Source organism: Streptococcus sp. E17BB, assembly GCF_041807725.1.
Lineage (GTDB): Bacteria > Bacillota > Bacilli > Lactobacillales > Streptococcaceae > Streptococcus > Streptococcus entericus.
In genome coordinates this window covers 77,808-99,937 of record NZ_JBGTZC010000003.1, presented here as the reverse complement: position 1 = coordinate 99,937, position 22,130 = coordinate 77,808, and the positions used below count along the sequence as shown (strand labels likewise).

The window sequence follows — 22,130 nt, the reverse complement described above, 5'->3', positions numbered from 1 at the left end:
TATGTGTCTTTCTAATGAGTTGTTTAAGCACTTTTCATTGTAGGTCATATGGAACTTTTTTTCTACACTCAAAAGGCTCTATAATCTCCATGGTGGATTTACCCACTACAGAAATTATAGAGCCGTTAAAAATAGCTTATTGAAATTAAGTCAGTAAAGATGTGACGTTTCCGTTGTCAAACGCTTAGGAGAAGGTTATCTACGATGCTAACGGCTTAAAGCAGCTCTTTGCAACAATGAAAACGTGTTATGTGAACTTTCAAAGTTAATCTCACCTTAATTGTGAATTTTGTGTTATACTAGTTAGGTTGTTTGTTCAACGATATAGAAAAGCGTGATAAGGCAGCTTCGCACTGCCTTTTTAGAAAGAAGATAACATGAATTTTAATGAACTTGCTCTGTCCTTAGAGATTTTATCTGCTGTGGAGACAGCAGGCTTTACCACCCCGTCACCGATTCAGGAGCTGACTATCCCACTAGCTTTAGCTGGTAAGGATGTGATTGGTCAAGCCCAGACGGGAACAGGAAAGACCGCCGCTTTTGGCTTGCCGACCCTTGATAAGATTGATACGACAAATCCTGCGGTGCAGACCTTAGTTATCGCTCCGACCCGTGAATTGGCGGTGCAGAGTCAGGAAGAGCTCTTCCGCTTCGGTCGGGATAAGGGCGTCAAAGTTCGCTCTGTTTATGGTGGATCTAGCATTGAAAAGCAGATCAAGGCCCTCAAGTCAGGTGCCCACGTAGTTGTTGGAACACCAGGTCGCCTGCTTGATTTAATCAAACGTAAAGCTTTGAAACTAGATGGGATTGAGACTTTGATTTTGGATGAGGCTGATGAGATGCTCAATATGGGCTTCCTTGATGATATCGAAGCCATCATCAGTCGCACGCCGGAAAGCCGTCAAACCTTGCTGTTTTCGGCGACCATGCCTGACCCGATTAAGCGCATCGGTGTCCAGTTTATGAAAGAACCTGAACACGTTAAGATTGCGGCTAAGGAGTTAACGACAGAGTTGATTGACCAGTACTATGTCCGCGTACGGGAGCATGAAAAGTTTGATACCATGACCCGCCTTATGGATGTGGAGCAGCCAGAATTGGCCATCGTCTTTGGTCGAACCAAACGCCGTGTTGATGAGTTGACTCGCGGGCTCAAGCTTCGTGGCTACCGTGCCGAAGGGATTCATGGGGATCTTGATCAGGGCAAACGCCTACGTGTTCTTCGTGATTTCAAAAATGATACCTTGGATATTTTGGTTGCAACAGACGTTGCTGCCCGTGGATTGGACATTTCTGGCGTGACCCACGTCTACAACTATGATATTCCGCAAGACCCAGAGAGTTATGTGCACCGTATCGGTCGGACAGGTCGTGCGGGCAAATCTGGTCAATCTATTACCTTTGTCTCACCAAATGAGATGGGCTATCTGGCCATTATCGAAAATTTAACCAAAAAGCGCATGAAGGGCATGAAGCCTGCGACAGCAGAAGAGGCCTTCAAGGCAACCAAGCGAGTAGCGCTTAAGAAAATTGAGCGTGATTTTGCCGACGAAGCTATCCGTGCGGAATTTGATAAGTTCAAAGGTGATGCCATTAAGTTAGCTGCTGAGTTTAGCCCAGAAGAGTTGGCGCAGTATATCCTTACCTTGACGGTGCCAAATCCTGACACTATGCCTAAGGTAGAAATTGCCCAAGAAAAACCACTGCCTTTCAAGTTTGCCCCAGGTCAAGCCAAAGGAAAAGGCAGTCGAGGACGTTCAGACCGTGACGATAGAGCTGGTCGCGACCGTCGTGGAGGCTATCGTGGTGACCGTCGCCGGGATGATCGCGATGGTGACCGCAGGGACTTTAAGCGCAGGTCCAATAGAAACCAGCGTGATGTCGTTAAAAAAGACAACAAGCGCCCTCACCGTACCTCGAGTGAAAAACAAACTGGTTTTGTGATTCGTAATAAAGGTGATAAGTAATGTCCAACAAATGAGAATAGGGTAAAAGCCTCTTTCTCATCTAATGCACATAAAAATAAGATGAAAGATGCTAAATGCCACAGATACGATTGTGGTAATTAGCATCTTTTTAGTGCCATTGCGTTTCCACTACTCTAGTGATTGATTACTCTGTGCTAATATTTCTGTTAGAATAATTGTCCTATCGCAAGGGAAACTCGCTACACTACCACTGTTTTACTAGATGACGATTGACAAGAGATATGGTATAATAGTTAAATGACAACAATAACGACCATTTATGCAAATCATGCTGAATACCCACGTGTTCCAGACCAGTACCTGGATGAAATTTTAGCTAAACCGATTGCCAAGCTTCAGATGGTGCGAACATCTGAAGGGCTATTGCCTGGACATATCATCTTGCTCTGGCGTATTCAGTTTGGGAGCTACCTAACCACTAGCCAACCTCACAAATACTTTGCAACGACCTATGGGATTGATGCTGAACATGACCTGGTTTGGTTAATTGAAGAGGGCTATGTCTTTATTGAAGGGGCAAGAGATGCCCTGCGCCATCAGCCGATTACTCAATTAAAAGCTTGGCTTAAGGACAAAGGGATAAGCGGTTTGTCAAAGATGAAACGTGCTGATTTGGATAAAGCAGTTTTAACGCATTTTTCTGATCAAGAATTAGAACAATACTGTCAAGAACGTGCTTATTTGTTAACAGAAAAAGGTCTCAGTACCTTGGCAAACCATCCAGAGATTGTTGCAAAACACCCACAGAAAAAATTTTAAGGAGACAACATGGAACTCACTAGAGAACAAGTTTTTGTTAATGCCTACCACTACGATGCCCGCAATCATGAGTGGGAAAAAGAGCATGGTGCACCAGAATCGAATGCAGAAGTCAAGTTTCAACTTATAGAAAAGAGTGAAGAAAACCAAAAGACGACATTTATGGCGGTCTTGCACTTTATTATTGTCCAGCAAGATTTTGTAGTGAGCGGTGTGATGTCACAAATTAACTATTTGCATAACCGTTTGGTTGAGTCGCCGAGTGAATTTTCGCAACATGACGTAGAAGAGGTATCCGCGCCCCTGCTTGATATGTTGCGCCGTCTAACCTATGAAGTAACAGAAGTTGCCCTAGATCGTCCTGGGATTAGTTTGGAGTTTTAAATGAAGTTAGCTGTTATTACAGATAGTTCTGCCTACCTTTCAGAGGATTTGAGACGTCGCGAAGGCTTATTTGTTCTGGATATTCCGATTACCATTGACGGAGAGACCTATGTTGAGGGGGTCAATCTGACACCTGAAGACTTTTATGCCAAGATGGCAGCTAGCCAAGCCTTGCCAACGACCAGCCAGCCCAGTGTGGCGGAGTTAGATGATATTTTATCTGCCTTGCCAGAGCAGGGCTATACTCATGTGATTGGTCTATTTCTCTCTAGTGGGATTTCGGGCTTTTTCCAAAATATCCAGTATTTGATGGAGGAGCACAGCGAGCTGACCATCGCTTTTCCAGATAGCAAGATTACCTCTGTGCCCTTGACCAGCATGGCGGTTAATGCTCTTGATTGGGCAGATGCGGGAGTTAATTTTGAGATGATGTTGGACAAGCTCAATCAAAAAATCGCGAAAAGCAATGCTTTTATCATGGCGAATGATTTGAATCACTTGGTCAAAGGCGGACGATTGTCAAACGGCTCTGCCATTCTCGGCAACCTTCTATCCATCAAGCCTATCCTCTATTTCAATGAAGAGGGTGTGATTACAGTCTATGAAAAGGTTCGCACGGAGAAAAAGGCAGTCAAGCGACTGGTGGAGATTTTGCAAGAGCGAACAGCCGATGGCGACTATGAGATTGCCATTCTCCACACCAACGCCCCTGATAAGGCGAGAGAGTTTCAGCAGTTGCTGGCAGTGCTGGGCCTATCCGCAGAGATTGTACCGCTCAATAGTGTCATCGCGACCCATCTGGGTGAGGGGGGCATCGCCTTTGGCATTACCCCTATTGTATAAGGAAATGATATGATTAAGGTTATTATTGCAGGATTTTTAGGCAAGATGGGGTCGACAGCTGTCCAGATGGTACAGGCTGACCCTGAGCTACAGTTGGTCGGTCTCTTGGACCCCTTTGCGACTGAGAAAGAGGTTGAAGGCGTACCTGTCTTCACCGATAAGGCGGACTTAGTGGGTTTCTCTGCTGATGTCTGGGTGGACTTCACGACCCCTGCGGTCGCTTATGACAACACCCGCTTTGCTCTTGAGCAGGGCTTTGCGCCTGTTGTGGGGACGACTGGCTTTACTGAGTCACAAATCGCCGAGCTGATTGACTTGTCTCGTAAGAAAAAGCTGGGCGGCTTGATTGCCCCTAACTTTGCGATTGGCGCTATCCTCTTGATGGAATTTGCCCAGAAAGCGGCTAAGTATTTCCCAGATGTGGAGATCATCGAGCTCCATCACGATAAGAAAAAAGATGCACCGTCAGGCACGGCCATTAAGACCGCAGAGCTCCTGCGTGAGACTCGTCAAAGCAAGTCACAAGGGGCTGCTGACGAAGAGGAATTGCTGGCAGGAGCACGTGGGGCGGAAGTGGACGGCATGCGGATTCATTCCGTGCGCTTGCCAGGTCTCGTTGCCCATCAGGAAGTCATCTTTGGAGCGCAGGGTGAGGGTTTGACTCTTCGTCATGATTCCTATGACCGTATATCCTTTATGAGCGGGGTCAATATCGGGATTAAGGCTGTTGTCATGCGTGATCAACTTGTTTACGGATTAGAGAGTCTGCTCTAGGCTTAGGCAACTAATAAACAAGATAATGAGAGGAAGTCTAGTTTGAAGACAATTGAATTATTTGCAGGAGCTGGAGGGCTAGCCCTAGGAGTGGAAGCAGCAGGCTTTGAAACTATCGGATTAGTTGAATTTGATAAAGCAGCTGCCGAAACGCTGAAGGCCAATCGTCCTAATTGGCGTGTTATCCATGATGATGTCGCCAACATCTCGCCGCTTGATTTAGAAGATTATTTTCAAATCAAAAAAGGAGAACTAGACTTGCTTAGTGGTGGTGCTCCCTGCCAATCTTTTTCCTATGCTGGTAAGCGTCTAGGTTTGGAAGATACTAGAGGAACGCTATTTTATCACTATGCTGTTTTTTTAGAGAAATTACAACCTAAAATGTTTCTCTTCGAAAATGTTAAGGGCTTGGTTAGTCATGATAAAGGGCGAACCTATCAGACGATTTTGACAGTCTTCGAAGATGCTGGTTATCAAGTCCAGTCTAAGGTTCTTAATGCTTGGGACTATGGTGTTGCTCAAAAGCGTGAACGAATGATTATGGTTGGTATTCGAAATGACTTGGTTGATAAAACCGAGTTTATTTATCCGATTCCTCATAGCTATAAACCTGTTTTGAAAGATATTTTAGTTGATACACCACCTAGTGTTGGTGCCTCTTATTCTGACCATAAGAAAGCGATTTTTGAGTTGGTTCCACCTGGGGGTTATTGGCGAGATATTCCAGAAGAGGTCGCTAAACCTTATATGAAATCGACGTGGGATATGGGTGGTGGTCGGACAGGTATTCTACGTCGGTTGAGCATGGACGAGCCGTCTTTAACGGTTTTGACCTCGCCCAGTCAGAAACAGACGGATCGCTGTCATCCCCTTGAAGCAAGACCTTTTACTGTTCGAGAAAATGCTCGCATTCAATCTTTTCCTGATGAATGGGTCTTTACTGGCAGTGTTGGTAATCAGTACAAGCAAGTTGGGAATGCCGTCCCTGTAAAATTAGCCTATGAGGTAGCCAATCAGATTAAGAAAAGTTTGGAGGTAGTTTAATGTGGACACTTGATTTTATTAGCCAAGAGAATTTTTATCATCATGTTCGCATGACGATTGGCAAATATGGTGAAAAATTAACCTCATTTGATTTACAACGTTTTAATAAAAATATCATTGACCCTGTTAAATTGATTTTTGATAAAACTGTTTATCAGCAATCGTGGGAGGACATTATTAATAGTGAAATTTTCCGTCAAAGGGATAAAGCGAATAACAATGATATTGGTTATTTCCATCAAGGAATTTTTCAATACATGTTAGACTGCCGAGTTCCAGACAATGAAAAAGAGGGAGGTTGGGATGTTATCTTAGAACGCCCAAGTGCTATTGAACTTCCTGACGGTTCAACGGTTAGTCGTGTTTATGTTGAAATGAAAAATAAACATAATACGATGAATTCTGCGGCTGCTGGAAAAACGTTTATCAAAATGCAATCCCAGTTGCTAGATGATGATGATTGTGCTTGCTTTTTAGTTGAGGCGATCTCTAAGCAATCTCAAAATATCAAGTGGGAGACAACTGTTGATAAGAAGAAAGTTGGTCATAAACATATTAGGAGAGTTAGCCTTGATTAATTTTATGCCCTAGTGACTGGACAAGAAGACGCTTTTTATCAAATGTGTTTAGTACTTCCAGGGGTCATTCAAGATTGTGTGACCGACTTAGCTGATACGGTTGTTCCCAACGATACGGTCTTACAGGAAATTCAACAGTCAGTAGTTCACGATGACAACCTATCTGACGAACAAGCTTTTGCTTTGGCTATTTATCTATTAGGTTTCTCAAGTTATCAAGGCTTTAATCGTCTTAATTAGAGAGAATCATCTGCAACAGAGGAAAACAAATGAAACTAACCAATCTGCCTTCTGAATTTCAGAAGGCTTTGCCGATTTTAGAGAAATTACAGGCGACGGGCTACGAGGCTTATTTTGTGGGCGGTTCGGTGCGAGATGCCATTTTAGGTCGTCCTATCCACGATGTGGACATCGCCACCTCTGCCTACCCGCAGGAGGTCAAGAGCGTTTTTCCACGCACGGTTGATATTGGGATTGAGCATGGCACGGTGCTGGTCTTGGACGGTGAGGCGGGCTATGAGGTGACCACCTTTCGTACGGAGGATGTCTATGTGGACTATCGCCGTCCGTCTGGTGTGACTTTTGTCCGCTCGCTGGAGGAGGACTTGCTGCGGCGGGATTTCACAGTCAACGCCTTTGCCCTCGATAGCAGCGGTCAGGTCATCGACCTCTTTGAGGGGCTGGCTGACCTTGACAATCGCCTGCTCCGTGCGGTTGGCGTACCTGCCGAGCGCTTTCAGGAGGATGCCCTGCGGATCATGCGTGGTTTTCGCTTTGCAGCCAGCCTTGGCTTTACCCTTGAGCCTGCGACTTTTGAGGCAATGGCAGAGCTGGCACCCTTGCTCGCGAAGATTTCCGTGGAGCGGGTCTTCATCGAGTTTGACAAGCTCTTGACCGCACCGTTTTGGCAGGCTGGTCTGACCAGTCTGATAGCGAGTTGTGCCTATGACTTTCTACCTGATATGGCTGAAAAAGGAGCGGAGCTTGAGACTTTGCGTGATGACTTCACTGAGGACTACCAGTTTACCAGCTCCGAACAGGTGTGGGCTGCTCTGCTATTAGCCCTAAACATCAGAGACGCCAAACCCTTCCTGAAAAAATGGAAAACCTCCAATGACTTTCAGAAAGCTGTCGACCAGCTGGTGTCTGCCTACCGTGAGCGTTTGAGTGCGGAGCCTAGTCGTCAGCTGGTCTACCGCTATGGCAAGGACTTCCTGCTTTTGGTGGAAGACCTCAGGCAGGCCAAGGGCTTGTCCAGCCAGCCAGCGCTGATTCAGCAATTAGACGAGGAGCTTCCTATTCATTCCAAACAAGACATGGCCATCACCGGGCGAGACCTGATCCAAGACTTCGGCATCACACCAGGTCCCCAGCTGGGCGACATTCTGGACGAACTGGAACGGGCTATCGTCGCGGGAGAAGTGGGGAATGAGAGGGAGGAGATTGTTAAGTATCTTGTCAAGCATTTAAAAATGTTAAACTAGGAGAAAATATGAGTAATTTGCAGGAGAATGTTAATGCGTTAAAGCAATCCCCTCTATTTGCTTTATCGTTGGGGGGAAAAGAGTTATCCCACTCTAATTTTTGGGAGTGGTTAATCAATATTAGGGTTGATAGTGTCAATCCTTTTGTGGAAGTTTTTTATCCAGAGTTTTATTCTAAGAAGAATCAGTTCATTAAGGTAGAAAGAGAAAAAGGACACAGGGACTTAACCATTTATTTTGAGGATTCTAATGGTATGAGAAAGGCTGTTTTCATCGAAAATAAATTGAAATCTATTCCGACTATTGAGCAGTTAAGAACATATGAAGAGAATTTTTCTGAGAAGAATATTGTATTTGAGTTTGGTATCCTAACAGGAATAGAGCAGACATTACATTACGATAATTGGGAATTTTTATCTTATGCTAAAATTGCTGAAAGAATAGCTGGAATAAATCAAATAGTTACTCTAGATTCCCATATCTTTAACACTACTGAAAATTATGTTTCTGACATCCAACTAATAAGTTGTATACTTTTAGAGAAGTTGAACGAAGCACAGAATAGATACTTTTTTGAAAGTGATTCTGAACTTGAGAAGTTGAGATTAGAAGATATATATTTAAAGTTTTCTGGAAGTAAGTTGAGCCAATTCATTGAGAAAGAACTTAATGTAGAGTTTCAAACTCCTTGGGGTATGCCTGTGATTGGTAACTTTTTTAATAATAAAAAACCTACTGTAGATATTATGTATAAGCAGAAGGTAAATGGTGAAATTATTGGAGTTATAGGTATTCAGATTGAAGGAAAACAATTTAGACTTCATTCTGGACCAGTATCACATTATTCACGATTTGATGATAAAGATTATTATTTCAATGAGATGAAGAGAGTAGGATTTTTGGAGAATTACGATAAGAGTTCTAAATTGATAAGAGAAAAAAAGACATCTTTGAGTAAATTGTATGGTAGCTATACTGGTAAAATCAAAAATAATTTTCAAATCTATCAATATTGGAATATTAGAAATGGAATTACTTACGACGAGCTAATTGATGAAATTAAAACGGAATTACTGAAAGTAAAAAATATTATTCAAGATGGTTTTACTTTCGAGTAAAATAATCTTTTAGAAAGCACCTTATGTCAAACTTTATCGTAGAACACTTAACTAAGTCCGTCGGTGACAAGACGGTTTTTCGGGACATCAGCTTTATCGTCCATGAGCTGGATCGCATCGGTCTCATTGGCGTCAACGGTACGGGCAAGACCACGCTCCTTGACGTTCTGTCGGGGCGGTCTGGCTTTGACGGCGACCGCTCGCCCTTTACCGCTGCCAAGGGCTACACCATCAGCTACCTGACCCAAGAGCCTGATTTTGACGACAGCAAGTCCGTCCTAGACACGGTGCTGTCATCGGAGTTAAGGGAAATGGCAGTGCTGAAACGCTATGAAGCGCTGCTCCTCGACTACTCAGAAGAGAGCCAGAAAGAGCTGGAAAAGGTCATGGCAGAGATGGATGCGCTGGACGTCTGGTCGATCGAGAGCGAGGTCAAAACGGTTCTGACCAAACTAGGGATCACAGATTTGCAAGCCACCGTCGGCTTCTTGTCTGGGGGGCTGCGCCGTCGGGTTCAGCTAGCCCAGGTGCTCCTGTCAGACAGTGACCTCTTGCTCCTTGACGAGCCGACCAACCATCTGGACATCGACACCATCTCTTGGCTGACCACTTACCTGAAAACCGGTAAGAAAACAGTCCTCTTCATCACCCATGACCGCTATTTCTTGGACAATGTCGCTACCCGTATCTTTGAGCTGGCCAACAGCCAGCTTACTGAGTACCAGGGCAACTACCAAGACTATGTTCGCCTGCGGGCCGAGCAGGACGAGCGGGATGCGGCCAGCTTCCACAAGAAAAAGCAACTCTACAAGCAGGAGTTGGAGTGGATGCGTCGCCAACCGCAGGCGCGTGCGACCAAGCAACAAGCTCGTATTAATCGCTTCCATGAGCTGAAGGGGAAATTGGCGACCACGACCACCAGTACAGAGTTGGACATCACCTTTGAGACCAGTCGGATTGGCAAGAAAGTCATTAACTTTGAGCAGGTCAGCTTCTCCTATGGGGACAAGCCGATTTTGAGCAATTTTAATCTGCTCATTCAAAACAAGGACAGGATTGGCATTGTCGGAGACAATGGGGTCGGCAAGTCCACCCTGCTCAACCTCATTAGCGGAGACTTGCAAGCCACTGCTGGGACGGTTGACATGGGGGAGACTGTGCGGGTTGGCTACTTCTCGCAAAATCTTAAGGGGATGGACGAGAGCAAGCGGGTCATCAACTACCTGCAAGAGGTGGCAGACGAGGTTAAGACAACTGTCGGCACGACCAGCATTTCCGAGCTCTTGGAGCAGTTTCTCTTTCCTCGCTCAACTCACGGCACCCAGATTGCCAAGCTGTCTGGTGGCGAGAAAAAACGGCTCTATCTCTTGAAAATCTTGATTGAAAAGCCCAATCTCCTGCTCCTAGACGAGCCGACCAATGATTTGGACATTGCGACCTTGACAGTCTTGGAGAACTTCCTGCAAGGCTTTGTAGGTCCTGTGATTACGGTTAGCCATGACCGTTATTTCCTTGACAAGGTGGCGACCAAGATTCTAGCCTTTGAGGCTGGCGGTGTCAGGGAATTTTTCGGCAACTACACCGATTATCTGGATGAAAAGGCCTTCGAGCGGGACAGCTCTGCGATTGCCCCAAAAACGGAAAAACCAAAGGCAGAAAAGGAAAAAGCCGAGCGCAAGCGCATGTCCTACTTTGAGAAGCAGGAATGGGCGGTCATCGAGGAGAAGATTGCTAGCCTTGAGGAGCGGATTGCCGCTATTGAGGGTGAGATGGCGACCTGTGGAGCGGACTTTGCCCGCCTGTCCGACTTGCAAAAAGAGTTGGACGAGCAAAATGACCAGCTCCTTGCCAAGTACGAGCGCTATGAGTATTTGAGTGAGTTGGAGGGGTAGGAGATGGAACTTCATTACCTCACCCCAACTGATAACTCTGCGGTGGCCACGCTTGTCCGTCACTGTTTAGAAGATGAGGGATTGGCTTTGCCTGGAACAGCTTATTTTGACCCGCAGTTGGATGATTTGGCTGACTATTATGATAAACTGCCTCGTTCTCAATACTTGGTCATCAAGGTAGACGACAGGGTGGTTGCCTGCGGTGGTTTTGGTCCGATTTCAGAATTGGTTTGTGAGCTGCAAAAACTCTATGTAGACAAAAACTACCGTGGAAAAGGCTATGCCAGCCAGCTCTTGGCACACATTGAAGAAAAAGCGCTGCAAGCAGGCTATGAGCAGATGTATCTAGAAAGCTCCACCAAGCTAGCTGCTGCCCTCAAACTCTATGAGAAGATGGGCTACCAGCATTTAGCTCAGCCATTGACCCAGGAAACGGGCCACTACCTGATGGATGTCTGGATGGTTAAGTCGCTGTGATGGTCACTAACTATTGAGCTTGCAACTCCAGAAAGACGAGAAAGGAACTTATGGCATATATTTGGTCTTATTTGAAACATTACCCCAAATGGCTCTTGTTAAATGTGGTCGGGGTTTTACTCTTTATTGTGGTCAATCTAGGTCTGCCGACCATTTTGGCACGGATGATTGATGACGGTTTGGTGCAGCAAAATGAAGCTGCCCTCTACCGCTGGTTTTGGGTCATGTTGTTAGCTAGTCTAGCTGGTCTGGTCGGTCGCCTGACCATGGCTTATGCCACTAGCAAGTTAACGACTACCATGATTCAGGACATGCGTAATGACATGTACGACAAGCTTCAGGCTTATTCTCACCATGAGTACGAGCAAATCGGCGTCTCCTCTCTCGTCACTCGGATGACAACGGATGCCTACATGCTCATGCAATTCGCTGATCAAGCCTTGCGTCTTGGCATGATTACCCCACTGATGATGCTGTTTTCGGTGGGTATGATTCTTCGCACTAGCCCATCCATGGCTTGGATTGTGGCGGTCTCCATTCCTTTCTTGGTGGCTGTGGTGGTCTACGTCGCTAGACGAACGGAACCTTTATCAGAGCAGCAACAAACAACGCTGGACAAGATTAACCAGTACGTGCGAGAAAACCTAACTGGTCTTCGAGTTGTTCGTGCCTTTGCACGGGAAGACTTTCAGGAAGAGCGGTTTGCGACGGCCAACCAGTCGTTCACAGAGACCTCAAGCAAGTTGTTTCGCCTGACTGCCTTGACTGAGCCCCTCTTTGTGCAAATCATCATCGCCATGATTGTCGCCATTGTCTGGTTTGCCATTCCGCCACTGTCGCGAGGAGACTTGCAGATCGGTGACATGGTTGCTTTTATCGAATACGCCTTTCATGCGCTGTTTTCCTTTTTGCTTTTTTCTAACCTTTTTACCATGTATCCGAAGATGGCAGTCTCTAGTCACCGGATTAAAGAAGTGATGACCCTGCCTATCTCTATCGCACCAAATGAGGATGGAGTGACAGAAACAGCGACCAAGGGCTATCTGGAATTTGACAATGTGACCTTTGCTTACCCAGGAGAGACGGAGAGCCCTGTTCTCCATAACATCTCCTTTAAAACCAAGCCCGGGGAAACCATCGCTTTTATCGGTTCAACGGGGTCTGGGAAATCTAGTCTAGTCAGCCTGATTCCTCGGTTTTATGATGTGACCTTGGGGAAAATTTTAGTCGATGGCATCGATGTGCGTGACTACAACTTCAAGGCCTTAAGGTCTAAGATAGGCTTTATTCCCCAGAAAGCTCTGCTATTTACCGGAACGATCGAGGAAAATCTCAGGTACGGTAAGGAAACGGCGACTCTGCCTGAGCTGGAGCAAGCAGCGCAAGTATCACAGGCAGCTGACTTTATCGCTAGCCGTGAGGAGGGCTACGAGAGCTTGTTGGCAGAGGGCGGTAGTAACTTATCTGGTGGGCAAAAGCAGCGGCTGTCGATTGCGCGAGCGGTGGTTAAGCAGGCGGACATTTATATTTTTGATGATTCTTTCTCAGCCTTGGACTATAAGACTGATGCCGAGGTACGACGGCGGTTGAAGGCGGTGACACAGGAGGCGACAGTGCTCATTGTGGCGCAACGGGTTGGTACTATTATGGATGCTGACCAGATTATCGTGCTGGACAAGGGAGAGATTGTTGGGCGCGGGACGCATGAGGAGCTCATGCTCAGCAATGCCATTTATCGCGAGATTGCAGAGTCTCAGCTCAATAGCCAGAGTTTGACAGAAAGTGAGGGCTAAGAATGACAGAACAAGGTTTTAAGCGACTGTGGCCTTATCTTAGTCGCTATCGAGGCTCACTCTTTTTAGCTGTTTTCTTTAAGGTCATCAGTATTGTAGCTGGTGTTTTGGAACCCTTTGTTATTGGTTTAGTTATCACAGAGTTGACGCAAAACCTGATTGATATGACGAAAGGTGTCGCTGGTGCAGACATTAACTATCGCTATGTGACCCTAATTTTAGGACTCTATCTGGTGCGTGCCCTCTTCTTTGAAGTCGGTGTTTACCTAGCCAATATCTACATGACCAAGGTGGTGCAAGGTGCGATGCGTGACTTACGCCAAGACCTCAGCTATAAAATCAATCGCTTGCCAGTGGCTTATTTTGACCAGCACCGGTTTGGTGATCTTTTAGGGCGATTTACAACCGATGTAGAGACCGTCTCGAATGCTCTTCAGCAGTCTTTCTTACAGATTGTTAATGCGGTTTTGAGTTTAATTTTGGTCATCTCCATGATGGTCTGGCTCAATAGTCAGCTGGCGCTAGTGGTCATGGTTAGTATGCCCATCACCTACTTGACGGCTCGGTTCTTGTTGAAGCTGTCTCAGCCATACTTCACCGATCAATCCAAAATTTTAGGAGACCTTAACGGGTTTGTTCAGGAGAATCTGACGGGATTCAACATTATCAAGCTCTATGGTCGTGAAGAAGTATCTAGTCGAGATTTTCGCCACATTACCAGCAGCCTGCAGGTAGCTGGCTTCAAGGCTAGTTTTTTATCCAGTCTGATGTTCCTGCTTAACTCTATCTCTGATTTGACCTATGTCGTTCTAGCGCTTTTAGGTGGGCTTCAGGTGTTGGCAGGGCGATTGACCATTGGTAACATGCAGGCCTTTGTTCAGTATGTTTGGCAGATTAGTCAGCCAGTCCAGACCTTAGCGCAGTTGTCGGGACAATTGCAGAGCGCTAAATCATCTTTAGGACGGATTTTTGCTGTTCTTGATGAAAACGAAGAAACGAGCAGTCTCCAAACGGCTGACGAAATCAATTTGACTGGTCAAGTGACCTTTAGTAAGGTTTCTTTCCAATATAGTCCAGACAAGCCCCTCATTCGAGATTTTAATCTGACAGTTGAACCAGGTGAGATGATTGCCATCGTTGGTCCCACGGGTGCAGGAAAGACTACTTTGATTAACCTTCTCATGCGCTTTTATGATGTGACTGCGGGAGCTATTTCCCTAGATGGTAGAGATATCAGAGAACTGGATAGACGGGCGGTGCGCTGCCAGTTCGGGATGGTTTTGCAGGATGCTTGGCTCTATGAAGGGAGCATCAAGGACAATCTACGGTTTGGTAACCTCTCAGCGACCGATGAGGAGCTGGTGGCAGCAGCTCAGGCTGCCAATGTGGACCACTTTATTCGCACCCTACCAGGTGGTTACAAGATGGAAATGAACCAAGAATCCAGCAACATTTCGCTGGGGCAAAAACAGCTCTTGACCATTGCCCGTGCCCTATTGGCAGACCCGAAAATTTTGATTTTGGATGAAGCGACCTCGTCAGTGGACACAAGACTTGAGCTACTTATCCAGCAGGCCATGAAAAAGCTCATGCAGGGGAGAACTAGCTTTGTCATCGCCCACCGCTTGTCAACTATCCGAGAAGCAGATAAGATTTTGGTCCTTAAGGACGGTCAGATTATTGAGCAAGGCACGCATGACAGTTTACTGGCTGACAAAGGCTTCTACTATGAACTCTACCAAAGCCAGTTTGCCAAGACAGATTAAAAAAGGCGTGAGAATGAAATAGTCTAGGAGGCTATTTCATTCTCACGATTTTAATATCTAATAGACAATCCAAGTATTAAAAATACGGTCACACAATCAATTTCTAGTTAAAAAATGCACGGTACAGCGCTCTGACTGCAGCTTTTTCATCGCTTGTTTTAACAACAAACATGACGGAAACCTCACTGGCACCTTGGGAAATCATCACCAAGTTAATCTCCTCTTTAGCTAAAGCAAAAGTAGCAGTGGCTGCAACGCCGACATGATTTTTCATATTTTCGCCAACAATCATAATAATCGACAAATCTCGTTCGATGTCAACATGATCAACTTCTAGTTTTCGCGTTAATTGATCAATGATTTCCTGCTCTTTAATTGGACTGAGTTCACGCTCACGCACAACAACGGATAAATCATCAATCCCTGTTGGCATATGTTCGAATCTGATATTCAAATCTTCAAGAATCTGAAGTACCTTCCGTCCAAATCCAACTTCTCGGTTCATCATGTATTTGGAAATATTGATGCTGACAAATTTATCATCCCCAGAGACCCCAACAACTGGCTGGTCTTTTTTGGGACTCTCCAAGACAATTGTTGTACCAGGATGATCAGGGTTGTTTGTATTTTTGATGACAATAGGGACTTTTCCACGATAGGCTGGAATGAGCGCTTCATCATGTAAAACAGAGAACCCACCGTAGGCCAGCTCGCGCATTTCCCGATAAGTTAACTCCGGAATGGAGTGTGGCTGGTCAACGACACCTGGGTGAGCAGCAAATATCCCATCAACATCAGTGAAGTTTTCGTAAATATCAGCTTTAACCCCTGCTGCAACAATAGCGCCTGTAATATCAGACCCTCCTCGCGAGAAGGTACAGATTTGTCCGTCAACTGTCACACCAAAAAATCCAGGGATAACTAAAATTTCTTCAGAATCACGCAGTTTTTGCAAGGCATTATAGCTTGATGTCAGAAGTTGTGCGTTACCGGGTTCACTGGTGACGATAATGCCAGCTTCTTCTGGGTGAATATACTTAGCATCTAACCCTCTTTGTCTAAAGAAATCAGCAATCAACTTAGCATTGTTGTCTTCTCCAGCAGCTAAAAAAGTATCGTAAAGAAACTCGTTTCCTTCTTTCGGCAGAGTAGCTAGACTGACAATGGCTAATGCGATGTCATCAAGAATTTTGTTAGACAAACCAAGCTCATCAACCATGGCTTTATAGCGGTTGATGATCCAGTTTTGATCAGCCGTCACATCGTGATTAGCGGTATAATTTTTGTAGTATTTAATCAGGGCATCGGTCACTTTTGTGTCATCTGCCGAACGTTTGCCTGGTGCTGAGACAATGACGAAACGTCGTTCATTATCTGATTTAACAATGTTAAAGACTTTTTCTAGTTGCTGGGCAGAAGCAAGAGAGCTGCCACCAAATTTGGCTACTTTCATGAATGGTCCTATTCTTTCTAAAACTTTACCCTAACATTATAGCAAAGACAATAAACTTTGTCAGTAGCTTTACAGTTTTTACTTGCATTTTCAGTTAAATCAGTTATAATAAAGTAAATCGTTTGATTATCAAATGATTTATCTATCTAACTATATAAGGGGATGATAAGGAGATGTTTGAAGAAATTATCTATGAGGTAGCAGATGGTGTTGCCACCCTGACCCTCAATCGCCCTCAAGTCTCTAATGGCTTTAATGTACCCATTTGCGAGGAGATTTTAGCAGCGATTGAGCTAGCCAATCAGGATCAAGCTGTTAAGATTCTTCTGGTCAAGGGTGAGGGAAAGGTGTTCTCCGTTGGTGGGGACTTGGCCGAGATGCAACGGGCTGTGGATGCCGATGATGTGTCATCTTTAGTGAAAATAGCAGAGCTGGTTAACACGATTTCCTTTGCCTTGAAGCGTCTGCCAAAACCAGTGATTATGGCAGTTGATGGCCCAGTGGCTGGTGCAGCCTTTAACATGGTTGTCGCTGCAGATTTTTGCATCGCGACTGAACGAGCGAAGTTTATCCAAGCCTTTGTGAATGTTAATCTAGCACCAGATGCTGGAGGTATTTTCCTCTTGACCCGCTCTTTAGGGATCAACCGAGCCACCCAGCTGGCGATGACGGCAGAAGCTGTAACAGCTGAACGTGGTTTAGACTATGGTTTTGTTTATAAAACTTGCACATCAGATAAGTTAGACAAAACGGTTACGAATCTTATCACAAAATTAAACAGAGCCTCTTTTCAATCCTATGCGGCAATCAAACAGATGATTTGGGCTAGCGAATTTGCAGGTTGGGAAGATTATTCTAAGTTAGAATTGAAATTGCAGTCAGACTTAGCTTACAAAGAAGATTTCAAAGAAGGCGTTCGAGCTTACACTGAAAAACGCCGCCCTCAATTTACAGGAAACTAGTGATGACATTTTTTTCTTGTCAAACAACTTTGGTTGTGATATAATTTGACCATCAAAGTTCTAGCTTTGATAAGATACAGTGGAGGTGTGGTGTGGACTACAATCAAATCAATAGTTACTTAGTAGATATTTTTAACCGTGTTTTGGTTGTAGAGGAGAACAGCCTGAGACAAAGTCAGTTTAAGGATGTTAGTTTAAAGGAAATGCACACCATTGACATTATTGGAACAAACAAGAATGTCACACCATCTGATATTGCAAAAGAGCTGCTCCTAACCCTAGGAACAGTTACCACCAGCCTTAATAAACTGGAAGCAAAAGGGTACATCACACGGACACGTTCGCTGACAGATCGTCGTGTGGTTTACATTAGCCTAACAAGCAAGGGACGCTTGCTGTATAGACTTCACCGTCAGTTCCACAAAAATATGGTGTTAAAGGTATTAGGCGATATGAGCGAGAGCGAGGTCCTAGCGCTTCAAAAAGGTCTAGCTAGCCTTCACCAGTTTCTGGAGGACTTGATGTGATGACCTATGCAAGAATTAGTCAGGTTGCTCACTACGTACCTAGTCAGGTGGTGACCAATGATGATCTCGCAGCAATCATGGATACCAGCGACGACTGGATTGCTAGTCGTACGGGTATTAGAGAGAGGCGGATCAGCCAGACAGAGGACACCAGTCAGTTAGCGACAGCCGTTGCTGAGCAACTGATCCAAAAAGCAGGCTTGACGGCAGAAGAGCTTGATTTTATCATCGTTGCGACCATTACGCCAGACAGCATGATGCCTTCAACAGCAGCTCTCGTTCAGGGAGCTCTTGGAGCTACGCGTGCATTTGCGTTTGATGTTGCGGCAGCTTGCTCAGGTTTCGTCTTTGCCTTATCAACCGCTGAAAAATTAATCCAGTCTGGTCTTTATCAAAAAGGTCTTGTCATTGGGGCGGAGGTCTTTTCTAAGATTTTGGACTGGTCTGATCGTAGCACCGCTGTGCTCTTTGGTGACGGTGCTGGCGGGGTCTTGCTGGAGGCCAGCGATCACCAGTATTTTCTGGCCGAGAGCCTCAATACCGACGGCACCCATGGACAAGCCTTGCAGTCAGGAAAGTCAGGTTTTTCATCGCCTTTTGCGGCAATGGCAGAGCAGGCTGATAGTCGGGTTCAGATGAACGGTCGAGCCATCTTTGATTTTGCTATCAAGACCGTATCAAAAAGCATCCGTCAACTGTTATCCGACAATGACTTATCGGCAGAGGCTGTCGATTACTACCTGCTTCATCAAGCCAACAGTCGCATCATTGACAAGATGGCTCAAAAAATTGGTGCTGATCTAGCTAAATTCCCAGCCAATATGATGAGCTATGGCAATACCAGTGCAGCGTCCATTCCTATCCTGCTCTCCGAGTGCGTCGCCGATGGGCGGATTCGTCTCGATGGTAGCCAAACCGTCCTCTTATCAGGCTTCGGTGGTGGCTTAACCTGGGGTAGTTTACTGATTACAATCTAGTTATCAATGGGTTAGCACCCGTTTATAAAAATATTTTTATCCAAAAAGGAGACCCTATCATGGCAGTATTTGAAAAAGTACAAGAAATTATCGTTGAAGAACTCGGCAAAGATGCTGAAGAAGTCACTCTCATGACAACCTTTGATGAGTTGGACGCTGACTCACTGGATGTGTTCCAAGTTATTTCAGAAATTGAAGATGCGTTTGACATCCAAATCGAAACAGAAGACGGTTTGAACACTGTTGGCGACTTGGTTGCTTACGTTGAAGGCAAAATTTAATTCGTTTCATAAAGAAGCTATCAATATCATTAAAATATAGAAGTTAAGGCTAAATGCTTAGCCTTACTTCTTACCTGAATAGTTTGATAGAAAAAATATTTTTTTATCAAACTTGCTAGGTAAGCAAGAGAAACCTGTCTTGTTTTCCTAGCAGGTTTGCTAAGTTGTAAAAAGGATAAGAACTAAAATGAACACACGTATTACAACATTATTAAACATCAAATACCCTATTTTCCAAGGGGGGATGGCATGGGTGGCAGATGGTGATTTGGCTGGTGCTGTCTCAAATGCTGGTGGTCTGGGCATCATCGGTGGGGGCAACGCTCCAAAAGAGGTTGTTCGTGCCAATATCCAGAAGGTCAAGTCTATTACGGATAAGCCATTTGGGGTCAATATCATGCTCCTATCGCCTTTTGCGGATGACATCGTGGACTTGGTCATCGAAGAGGGTGTCAAGGTCGTGACGACAGGTGCGGGAAATCCTGGTAAGTACATGGAACGCTTGCATGCAGCAGGGGTTATCGTCATTCCAGTGGTACCGTCCGTTGCCCTTGCTAAGCGCATGGAAAAACTGGGTGTGGATGCTGTCATTGCCGAAGGCATGGAAGCAGGAGGCCACATTGGTAAGTTGACGACCATGACCTTGGTGCGTCAGGTTGTCGAAGCGGTGACGATTCCTGTCATTGCAGCAGGTGGTATTGCAGATGGTCACGGTGCGGCGGCAGCCTTTATGCTGGGGGCAGAGGCGGTGCAGGTAGGGACACGCTTTGTTGTGGCGATAGAGTCCAATGCCCACCAAAACTTCAAAGATAAGGTCTTGAAAGCTAAGGACATTGATACGGTGGTGTCGGCTTCTGTTGTCGGGCACCCTGTCCGTGCTATTAAAAATAAGCTGGCGACAGCTTACAGTCAGGCTGAGAAAGATTTCTTAGCGGGTAAAAAGACAGCTGAAGAAATTGAAGAGCTGGGAGCTGGTGCCCTTCGCAATGCGGTGGTTGACGGGGATGTTGACCATGGCTCTGTCATGGCAGGTCAGATTGCAGGGCTCATCAGTAAGGAAGAGACTTGTGAAGAGATTTTGAAGGATATTTACTACGGTGCGGCTGCAGTGATCAAGGAAGAAGCAACGCGTTGGGCAAGTATTGGAGAATAAGATGACAAAAACAGCTTTTTTGTTTGCAGGGCAAGGGGCGCAGTGTCTAGGGATGGCACAGGACTTGTACGAGACCTATCCAATTGTCCGAGAGACCTATGAAGCAGCTAGCCGTGTCTTGGGCTATGATGTGAGGGAACTTATCGATACCGATGAGGTCAAGCTCAATCAGACCCGCTATACCCAGCCAGCCATGCTGGTGACTTCTGTGGCGATTTTCCGTCTCTTGCAGGAGCAGGGATTGGTGGCTGATATGATGGCAGGTCTGTCCTTGGGCGAATACTCAGCCCTTGTGGCAGCAGGCTATCTAGATTTTGAGGAAGCAGTCGCCCTCATCGCCAAGCGTGGGGAGTATATGGAAACAGCAGCTCCTGCTGGCTCAGGCAAGATGGTGGCCGTCCTGAATACGGATGTCGCTGTCATTGAAAAGGCCTGTCAAGCAGTCGCTCACTTGGGTGTGGTCAGTCCTGCCAACTACAACACGCCAGCACAGATTGTCATCGGTGGTGAGGTAGAGGCGGTGGATGCGGCGGTAGAGCTCCTTAAAGAGGAAGGTGTCAAACGCCTGATACCACTGAATGTCTCTGGTCCTTTTCACACGGCACTCCTCAAGCCGGCGTCGGACAAGCTAGCACTTGCTCTAAAAGAAGTGGCCTTTCATGAGGGAACTTGTCCTGTCGTGGGCAATACTGAGGCGGCTATTATGGCGACTACGGACATTCCAAGTCTGTTGACTCGTCAGGTCATGGAGCCTGTACGGTTTTACGAGTCGATTGCTACCATGCAGGCAGCTGGGGTGACCAATTTTATTGAGATTGGTCCGGGCAATGTCTTGTCTGGCTTTATCAAAAAAATGGACAAGACATTAGCTTGTCAATCAATTGAAACATTAACTGATTTAGAAAAATTATTAGAAAATATTGGAGGATAATACTTTGAAATTACAAGGGAAAAATGTGTTTATTACTGGTTCAACACGTGGTATTGGATTGGCTACTGCTCATAAATTTGCCAGTCTGGGTGCCAATGTCGTAATCAACGGTCGTGGGGAGATTCCAGCAGAAACGCTGGCTGCCTTTGAGCCCTACGGTGTCAAGGTGGTGAGCATTTCGGGAGACATTTCCAGTCAAGCGCAGGCCAAGCAAATGGTTGATAGAGCCATCGAAGAGCTGGGAAGTGTGGATATTCTGGTCAACAATGCCGGCATTACCAAGGATGGTCTGGCCATGCGGATGACGGAAGAAGACTTTGACAGCGTCCTCAAAATCAACCTAACAGGGGCCTTCAACATGACTCAAGCTGTCCTAAAACCTATGACAAGGGCACGTGAGGGGGCGATTATCAACCTCTCGAGCGTGGTTGGTCTCGTGGGCAATGCAGGGCAGGCTAATTATGCAGCGTCTAAGGCAGGATTGATTGGCTTGACCAAGTCCATCGCACGGGAAGTGGCAAGTCGCAATGTGCGGGTCAATGCCATTGCCCCAGGCTTTATCGAGTCGGATATGACAGCTGTGTTGGCAGATAAGATTAAAGAGGCGATGCTGGGACAAGTCCCGATGAAACGCTTTGGACAGGCGGAGGAAGTGGCTGATGCGGCAGTCTTTCTGGCTAGTCAAGACTACCTCACCGGTCAAGTGATTGCCATTGATGGCGGCTTGACCATGCAATGAGAGAACAGTTGAGTAGGGGTGTAAAAGCTGATGACATCAGCTAAACAGCCCTGATGATTGTGGCGAGCCTTGCTCGCTCTATCCACAACCTCAAACAGCCATCTTCAGGCTGTTTGAGCTGTGCAACTCACGATTTCTCGCCTTCAAGGCGCAAACATCCTGAAGCACTCAGCCACTGCGTCTCGTTGATGTGACAGTTGTAAAAAT

At 45.8% G+C, this 22,130-nt stretch carries 20 protein-coding genes and 1 pseudogene; 20 read left to right on the top strand and 1 reads right to left on the bottom strand.

Going from position 1 to position 22,130, the window contains the following annotated elements; all coding sequences use genetic code 11:
- Positions 1-377: 377 nt before the first annotated feature.
- The 13 genes and pseudogenes from ACERC7_RS01470 (at position 378) to ACERC7_RS01410 (ending at position 14,900) form a co-directional block, all read left to right on the top strand.
- The gene (locus tag ACERC7_RS01470) at positions 378-1,967 is read left to right on the top strand and encodes a DEAD/DEAH box helicase (RefSeq protein ID WP_373658250.1); all 1,590 of its coding nucleotides are present in this window, start codon (positions 378-380) and stop codon (positions 1,965-1,967) included.
- 258 nt (positions 1,968-2,225) lie between these two features.
- Entirely contained in the window at positions 2,226-2,747 is a 522-nt protein-coding gene (locus ACERC7_RS01465; protein WP_373658251.1) for a hypothetical protein, read from the top strand.
- Positions 2,748-2,756: 9 nt separating this feature from the next.
- On the top strand, positions 2,757-3,131 hold the full coding sequence (locus ACERC7_RS01460) for a DUF1149 family protein (RefSeq protein WP_018368276.1): 375 nt from the start codon (positions 2,757-2,759) through the stop codon (positions 3,129-3,131).
- Positions 3,132-3,974: a DegV family protein gene (locus ACERC7_RS01455; protein WP_373665935.1), complete on the top strand. Its 843-nt coding sequence runs from the start codon at positions 3,132-3,134 to the stop codon at positions 3,972-3,974. It abuts the gene before it with no gap.
- A gap of 9 nt (positions 3,975-3,983) precedes the next feature.
- The gene (dapB, locus tag ACERC7_RS01450) at positions 3,984-4,748 is read left to right on the top strand and encodes a 4-hydroxy-tetrahydrodipicolinate reductase (RefSeq protein WP_373665934.1); all 765 of its coding nucleotides are present in this window, start codon (positions 3,984-3,986) and stop codon (positions 4,746-4,748) included.
- Between the two features lie 42 nt (positions 4,749-4,790).
- A complete protein-coding gene (locus tag ACERC7_RS01445) occupies positions 4,791-5,792 on the top strand; it encodes a DNA cytosine methyltransferase (RefSeq protein WP_373665933.1) in 1,002 nt (333 codons plus the stop codon).
- Positions 5,792-6,610, top strand: a pseudogene (locus tag ACERC7_RS01440) (Eco47II family restriction endonuclease). The gene ACERC7_RS01445 and the pseudogene ACERC7_RS01440 overlap by 1 nt, the downstream one beginning before the upstream one ends.
- Before the next feature lie 29 nt (positions 6,611-6,639).
- Positions 6,640-7,854 carry a CCA tRNA nucleotidyltransferase gene (locus tag ACERC7_RS01435; protein ID WP_373665932.1) on the top strand — a complete coding sequence of 405 codons (1,215 nt, stop codon included), beginning with the start codon at positions 6,640-6,642 and terminating at the stop codon, positions 7,852-7,854.
- A gap of 8 nt (positions 7,855-7,862) precedes the next feature.
- On the top strand, positions 7,863-8,972 hold the full coding sequence (locus ACERC7_RS01430; RefSeq protein ID WP_373665931.1) for a PD-(D/E)XK nuclease family protein: 1,110 nt from the start codon (positions 7,863-7,865) through the stop codon (positions 8,970-8,972).
- A 23-nt stretch (positions 8,973-8,995) separates the two neighbouring features.
- Positions 8,996-10,864: an ABC-F family ATP-binding cassette domain-containing protein gene (locus ACERC7_RS01425; protein WP_373665930.1), complete on the top strand. Its 1,869-nt coding sequence runs from the start codon at positions 8,996-8,998 to the stop codon at positions 10,862-10,864.
- Positions 10,865-10,867: 3 nt separating this feature from the next.
- Positions 10,868-11,341, top strand: a complete 474-nt coding sequence (locus ACERC7_RS01420; protein WP_373658261.1) for a GNAT family N-acetyltransferase — start codon at positions 10,868-10,870, stop codon at positions 11,339-11,341.
- A gap of 50 nt (positions 11,342-11,391) precedes the next feature.
- A complete protein-coding gene (locus ACERC7_RS01415) occupies positions 11,392-13,134 on the top strand; it encodes an ABC transporter ATP-binding protein (protein WP_373665929.1) in 1,743 nt (580 codons plus the stop codon).
- 2 nt (positions 13,135-13,136) lie between these two features.
- Complete coding sequence (locus ACERC7_RS01410; RefSeq protein WP_373665928.1) at positions 13,137-14,900, top strand: ABC transporter ATP-binding protein; 1,764 nt, start codon at positions 13,137-13,139, stop codon at positions 14,898-14,900.
- Between the two features lie 103 nt (positions 14,901-15,003).
- Here ACERC7_RS01410 and ACERC7_RS01405 read toward each other — a convergent pair whose 3' ends face one another.
- A complete protein-coding gene (locus ACERC7_RS01405; protein ID WP_373665927.1) occupies positions 15,004-16,353 on the bottom strand; it encodes an aspartate kinase in 1,350 nt (449 codons plus the stop codon).
- 173 nt (positions 16,354-16,526) lie between these two features.
- On the opposite strand from ACERC7_RS01405, the gene ACERC7_RS01400 reads away from it, so the two are divergent.
- The 7 genes from ACERC7_RS01400 to fabG all read left to right on the top strand — a co-directional run bounded on the left by ACERC7_RS01400 (position 16,527) and on the right by fabG (position 21,923).
- Complete coding sequence (locus ACERC7_RS01400) at positions 16,527-17,315, top strand: enoyl-CoA hydratase (RefSeq protein ID WP_373665926.1); 789 nt, start codon at positions 16,527-16,529, stop codon at positions 17,313-17,315.
- A 92-nt stretch (positions 17,316-17,407) separates the two neighbouring features.
- Positions 17,408-17,842, top strand: coding sequence for a MarR family winged helix-turn-helix transcriptional regulator (locus ACERC7_RS01395; RefSeq protein ID WP_373658266.1), 435 nt, complete (start codon positions 17,408-17,410; stop codon positions 17,840-17,842).
- Positions 17,842-18,819: a beta-ketoacyl-ACP synthase III gene (locus ACERC7_RS01390; RefSeq protein ID WP_373665925.1), complete on the top strand. Its 978-nt coding sequence runs from the start codon at positions 17,842-17,844 to the stop codon at positions 18,817-18,819. Before ACERC7_RS01395 ends, ACERC7_RS01390 begins: the two co-directional genes overlap by 1 nt.
- 59 nt (positions 18,820-18,878) lie before the next feature.
- Positions 18,879-19,100, top strand: coding sequence for an acyl carrier protein (locus ACERC7_RS01385; RefSeq protein ID WP_373658268.1), 222 nt, complete (start codon positions 18,879-18,881; stop codon positions 19,098-19,100).
- A gap of 187 nt (positions 19,101-19,287) precedes the next feature.
- Entirely contained in the window at positions 19,288-20,253 is a 966-nt protein-coding gene (gene fabK, locus ACERC7_RS01380) for an enoyl-[acyl-carrier-protein] reductase FabK (RefSeq protein ID WP_373658269.1), read from the top strand.
- A 1-nt stretch (position 20,254) separates the two neighbouring features.
- Positions 20,255-21,184: an ACP S-malonyltransferase gene (fabD, locus tag ACERC7_RS01375; protein ID WP_373665924.1), complete on the top strand. Its 930-nt coding sequence runs from the start codon at positions 20,255-20,257 to the stop codon at positions 21,182-21,184.
- A 4-nt stretch (positions 21,185-21,188) separates the two neighbouring features.
- The gene (gene fabG / locus ACERC7_RS01370) at positions 21,189-21,923 is read left to right on the top strand and encodes a 3-oxoacyl-[acyl-carrier-protein] reductase (RefSeq protein ID WP_373665923.1); all 735 of its coding nucleotides are present in this window, start codon (positions 21,189-21,191) and stop codon (positions 21,921-21,923) included.
- Positions 21,924-22,130 lie beyond the last annotated feature (207 nt).

Coding starts and splice junctions, on each gene's coding strand:
- ACERC7_RS01470 (WP_373658250.1), top strand. CDS start 378: ATGAATTTTAATGAACTTGCTCTGTCCTTAGAGATTTTATCTGCTGTG.
- ACERC7_RS01465 (WP_373658251.1), top strand. CDS start 2,226: ATGACAACAATAACGACCATTTATGCAAATCATGCTGAATACCCACGT.
- ACERC7_RS01460 (WP_018368276.1), top strand. CDS start 2,757: ATGGAACTCACTAGAGAACAAGTTTTTGTTAATGCCTACCACTACGAT.
- ACERC7_RS01455 (WP_373665935.1), top strand. CDS start 3,132: ATGAAGTTAGCTGTTATTACAGATAGTTCTGCCTACCTTTCAGAGGAT.
- dapB (WP_373665934.1), top strand. CDS start 3,984: ATGATTAAGGTTATTATTGCAGGATTTTTAGGCAAGATGGGGTCGACA.
- ACERC7_RS01435 (WP_373665932.1), top strand. CDS start 6,640: ATGAAACTAACCAATCTGCCTTCTGAATTTCAGAAGGCTTTGCCGATT.
- ACERC7_RS01430 (WP_373665931.1), top strand. CDS start 7,863: ATGAGTAATTTGCAGGAGAATGTTAATGCGTTAAAGCAATCCCCTCTA.
- ACERC7_RS01425 (WP_373665930.1), top strand. CDS start 8,996: ATGTCAAACTTTATCGTAGAACACTTAACTAAGTCCGTCGGTGACAAG.
- ACERC7_RS01420 (WP_373658261.1), top strand. CDS start 10,868: ATGGAACTTCATTACCTCACCCCAACTGATAACTCTGCGGTGGCCACG.
- ACERC7_RS01415 (WP_373665929.1), top strand. CDS start 11,392: ATGGCATATATTTGGTCTTATTTGAAACATTACCCCAAATGGCTCTTG.
- ACERC7_RS01410 (WP_373665928.1), top strand. CDS start 13,137: ATGACAGAACAAGGTTTTAAGCGACTGTGGCCTTATCTTAGTCGCTAT.
- ACERC7_RS01405 (WP_373665927.1), bottom strand. CDS start 16,353: ATGAAAGTAGCCAAATTTGGTGGCAGCTCTCTTGCTTCTGCCCAGCAA.
- ACERC7_RS01400 (WP_373665926.1), top strand. CDS start 16,527: ATGTTTGAAGAAATTATCTATGAGGTAGCAGATGGTGTTGCCACCCTG.
- ACERC7_RS01390 (WP_373665925.1), top strand. CDS start 17,842: ATGACCTATGCAAGAATTAGTCAGGTTGCTCACTACGTACCTAGTCAG.
- ACERC7_RS01385 (WP_373658268.1), top strand. CDS start 18,879: ATGGCAGTATTTGAAAAAGTACAAGAAATTATCGTTGAAGAACTCGGC.
- fabK (WP_373658269.1), top strand. CDS start 19,288: ATGAACACACGTATTACAACATTATTAAACATCAAATACCCTATTTTC.
- fabD (WP_373665924.1), top strand. CDS start 20,255: ATGACAAAAACAGCTTTTTTGTTTGCAGGGCAAGGGGCGCAGTGTCTA.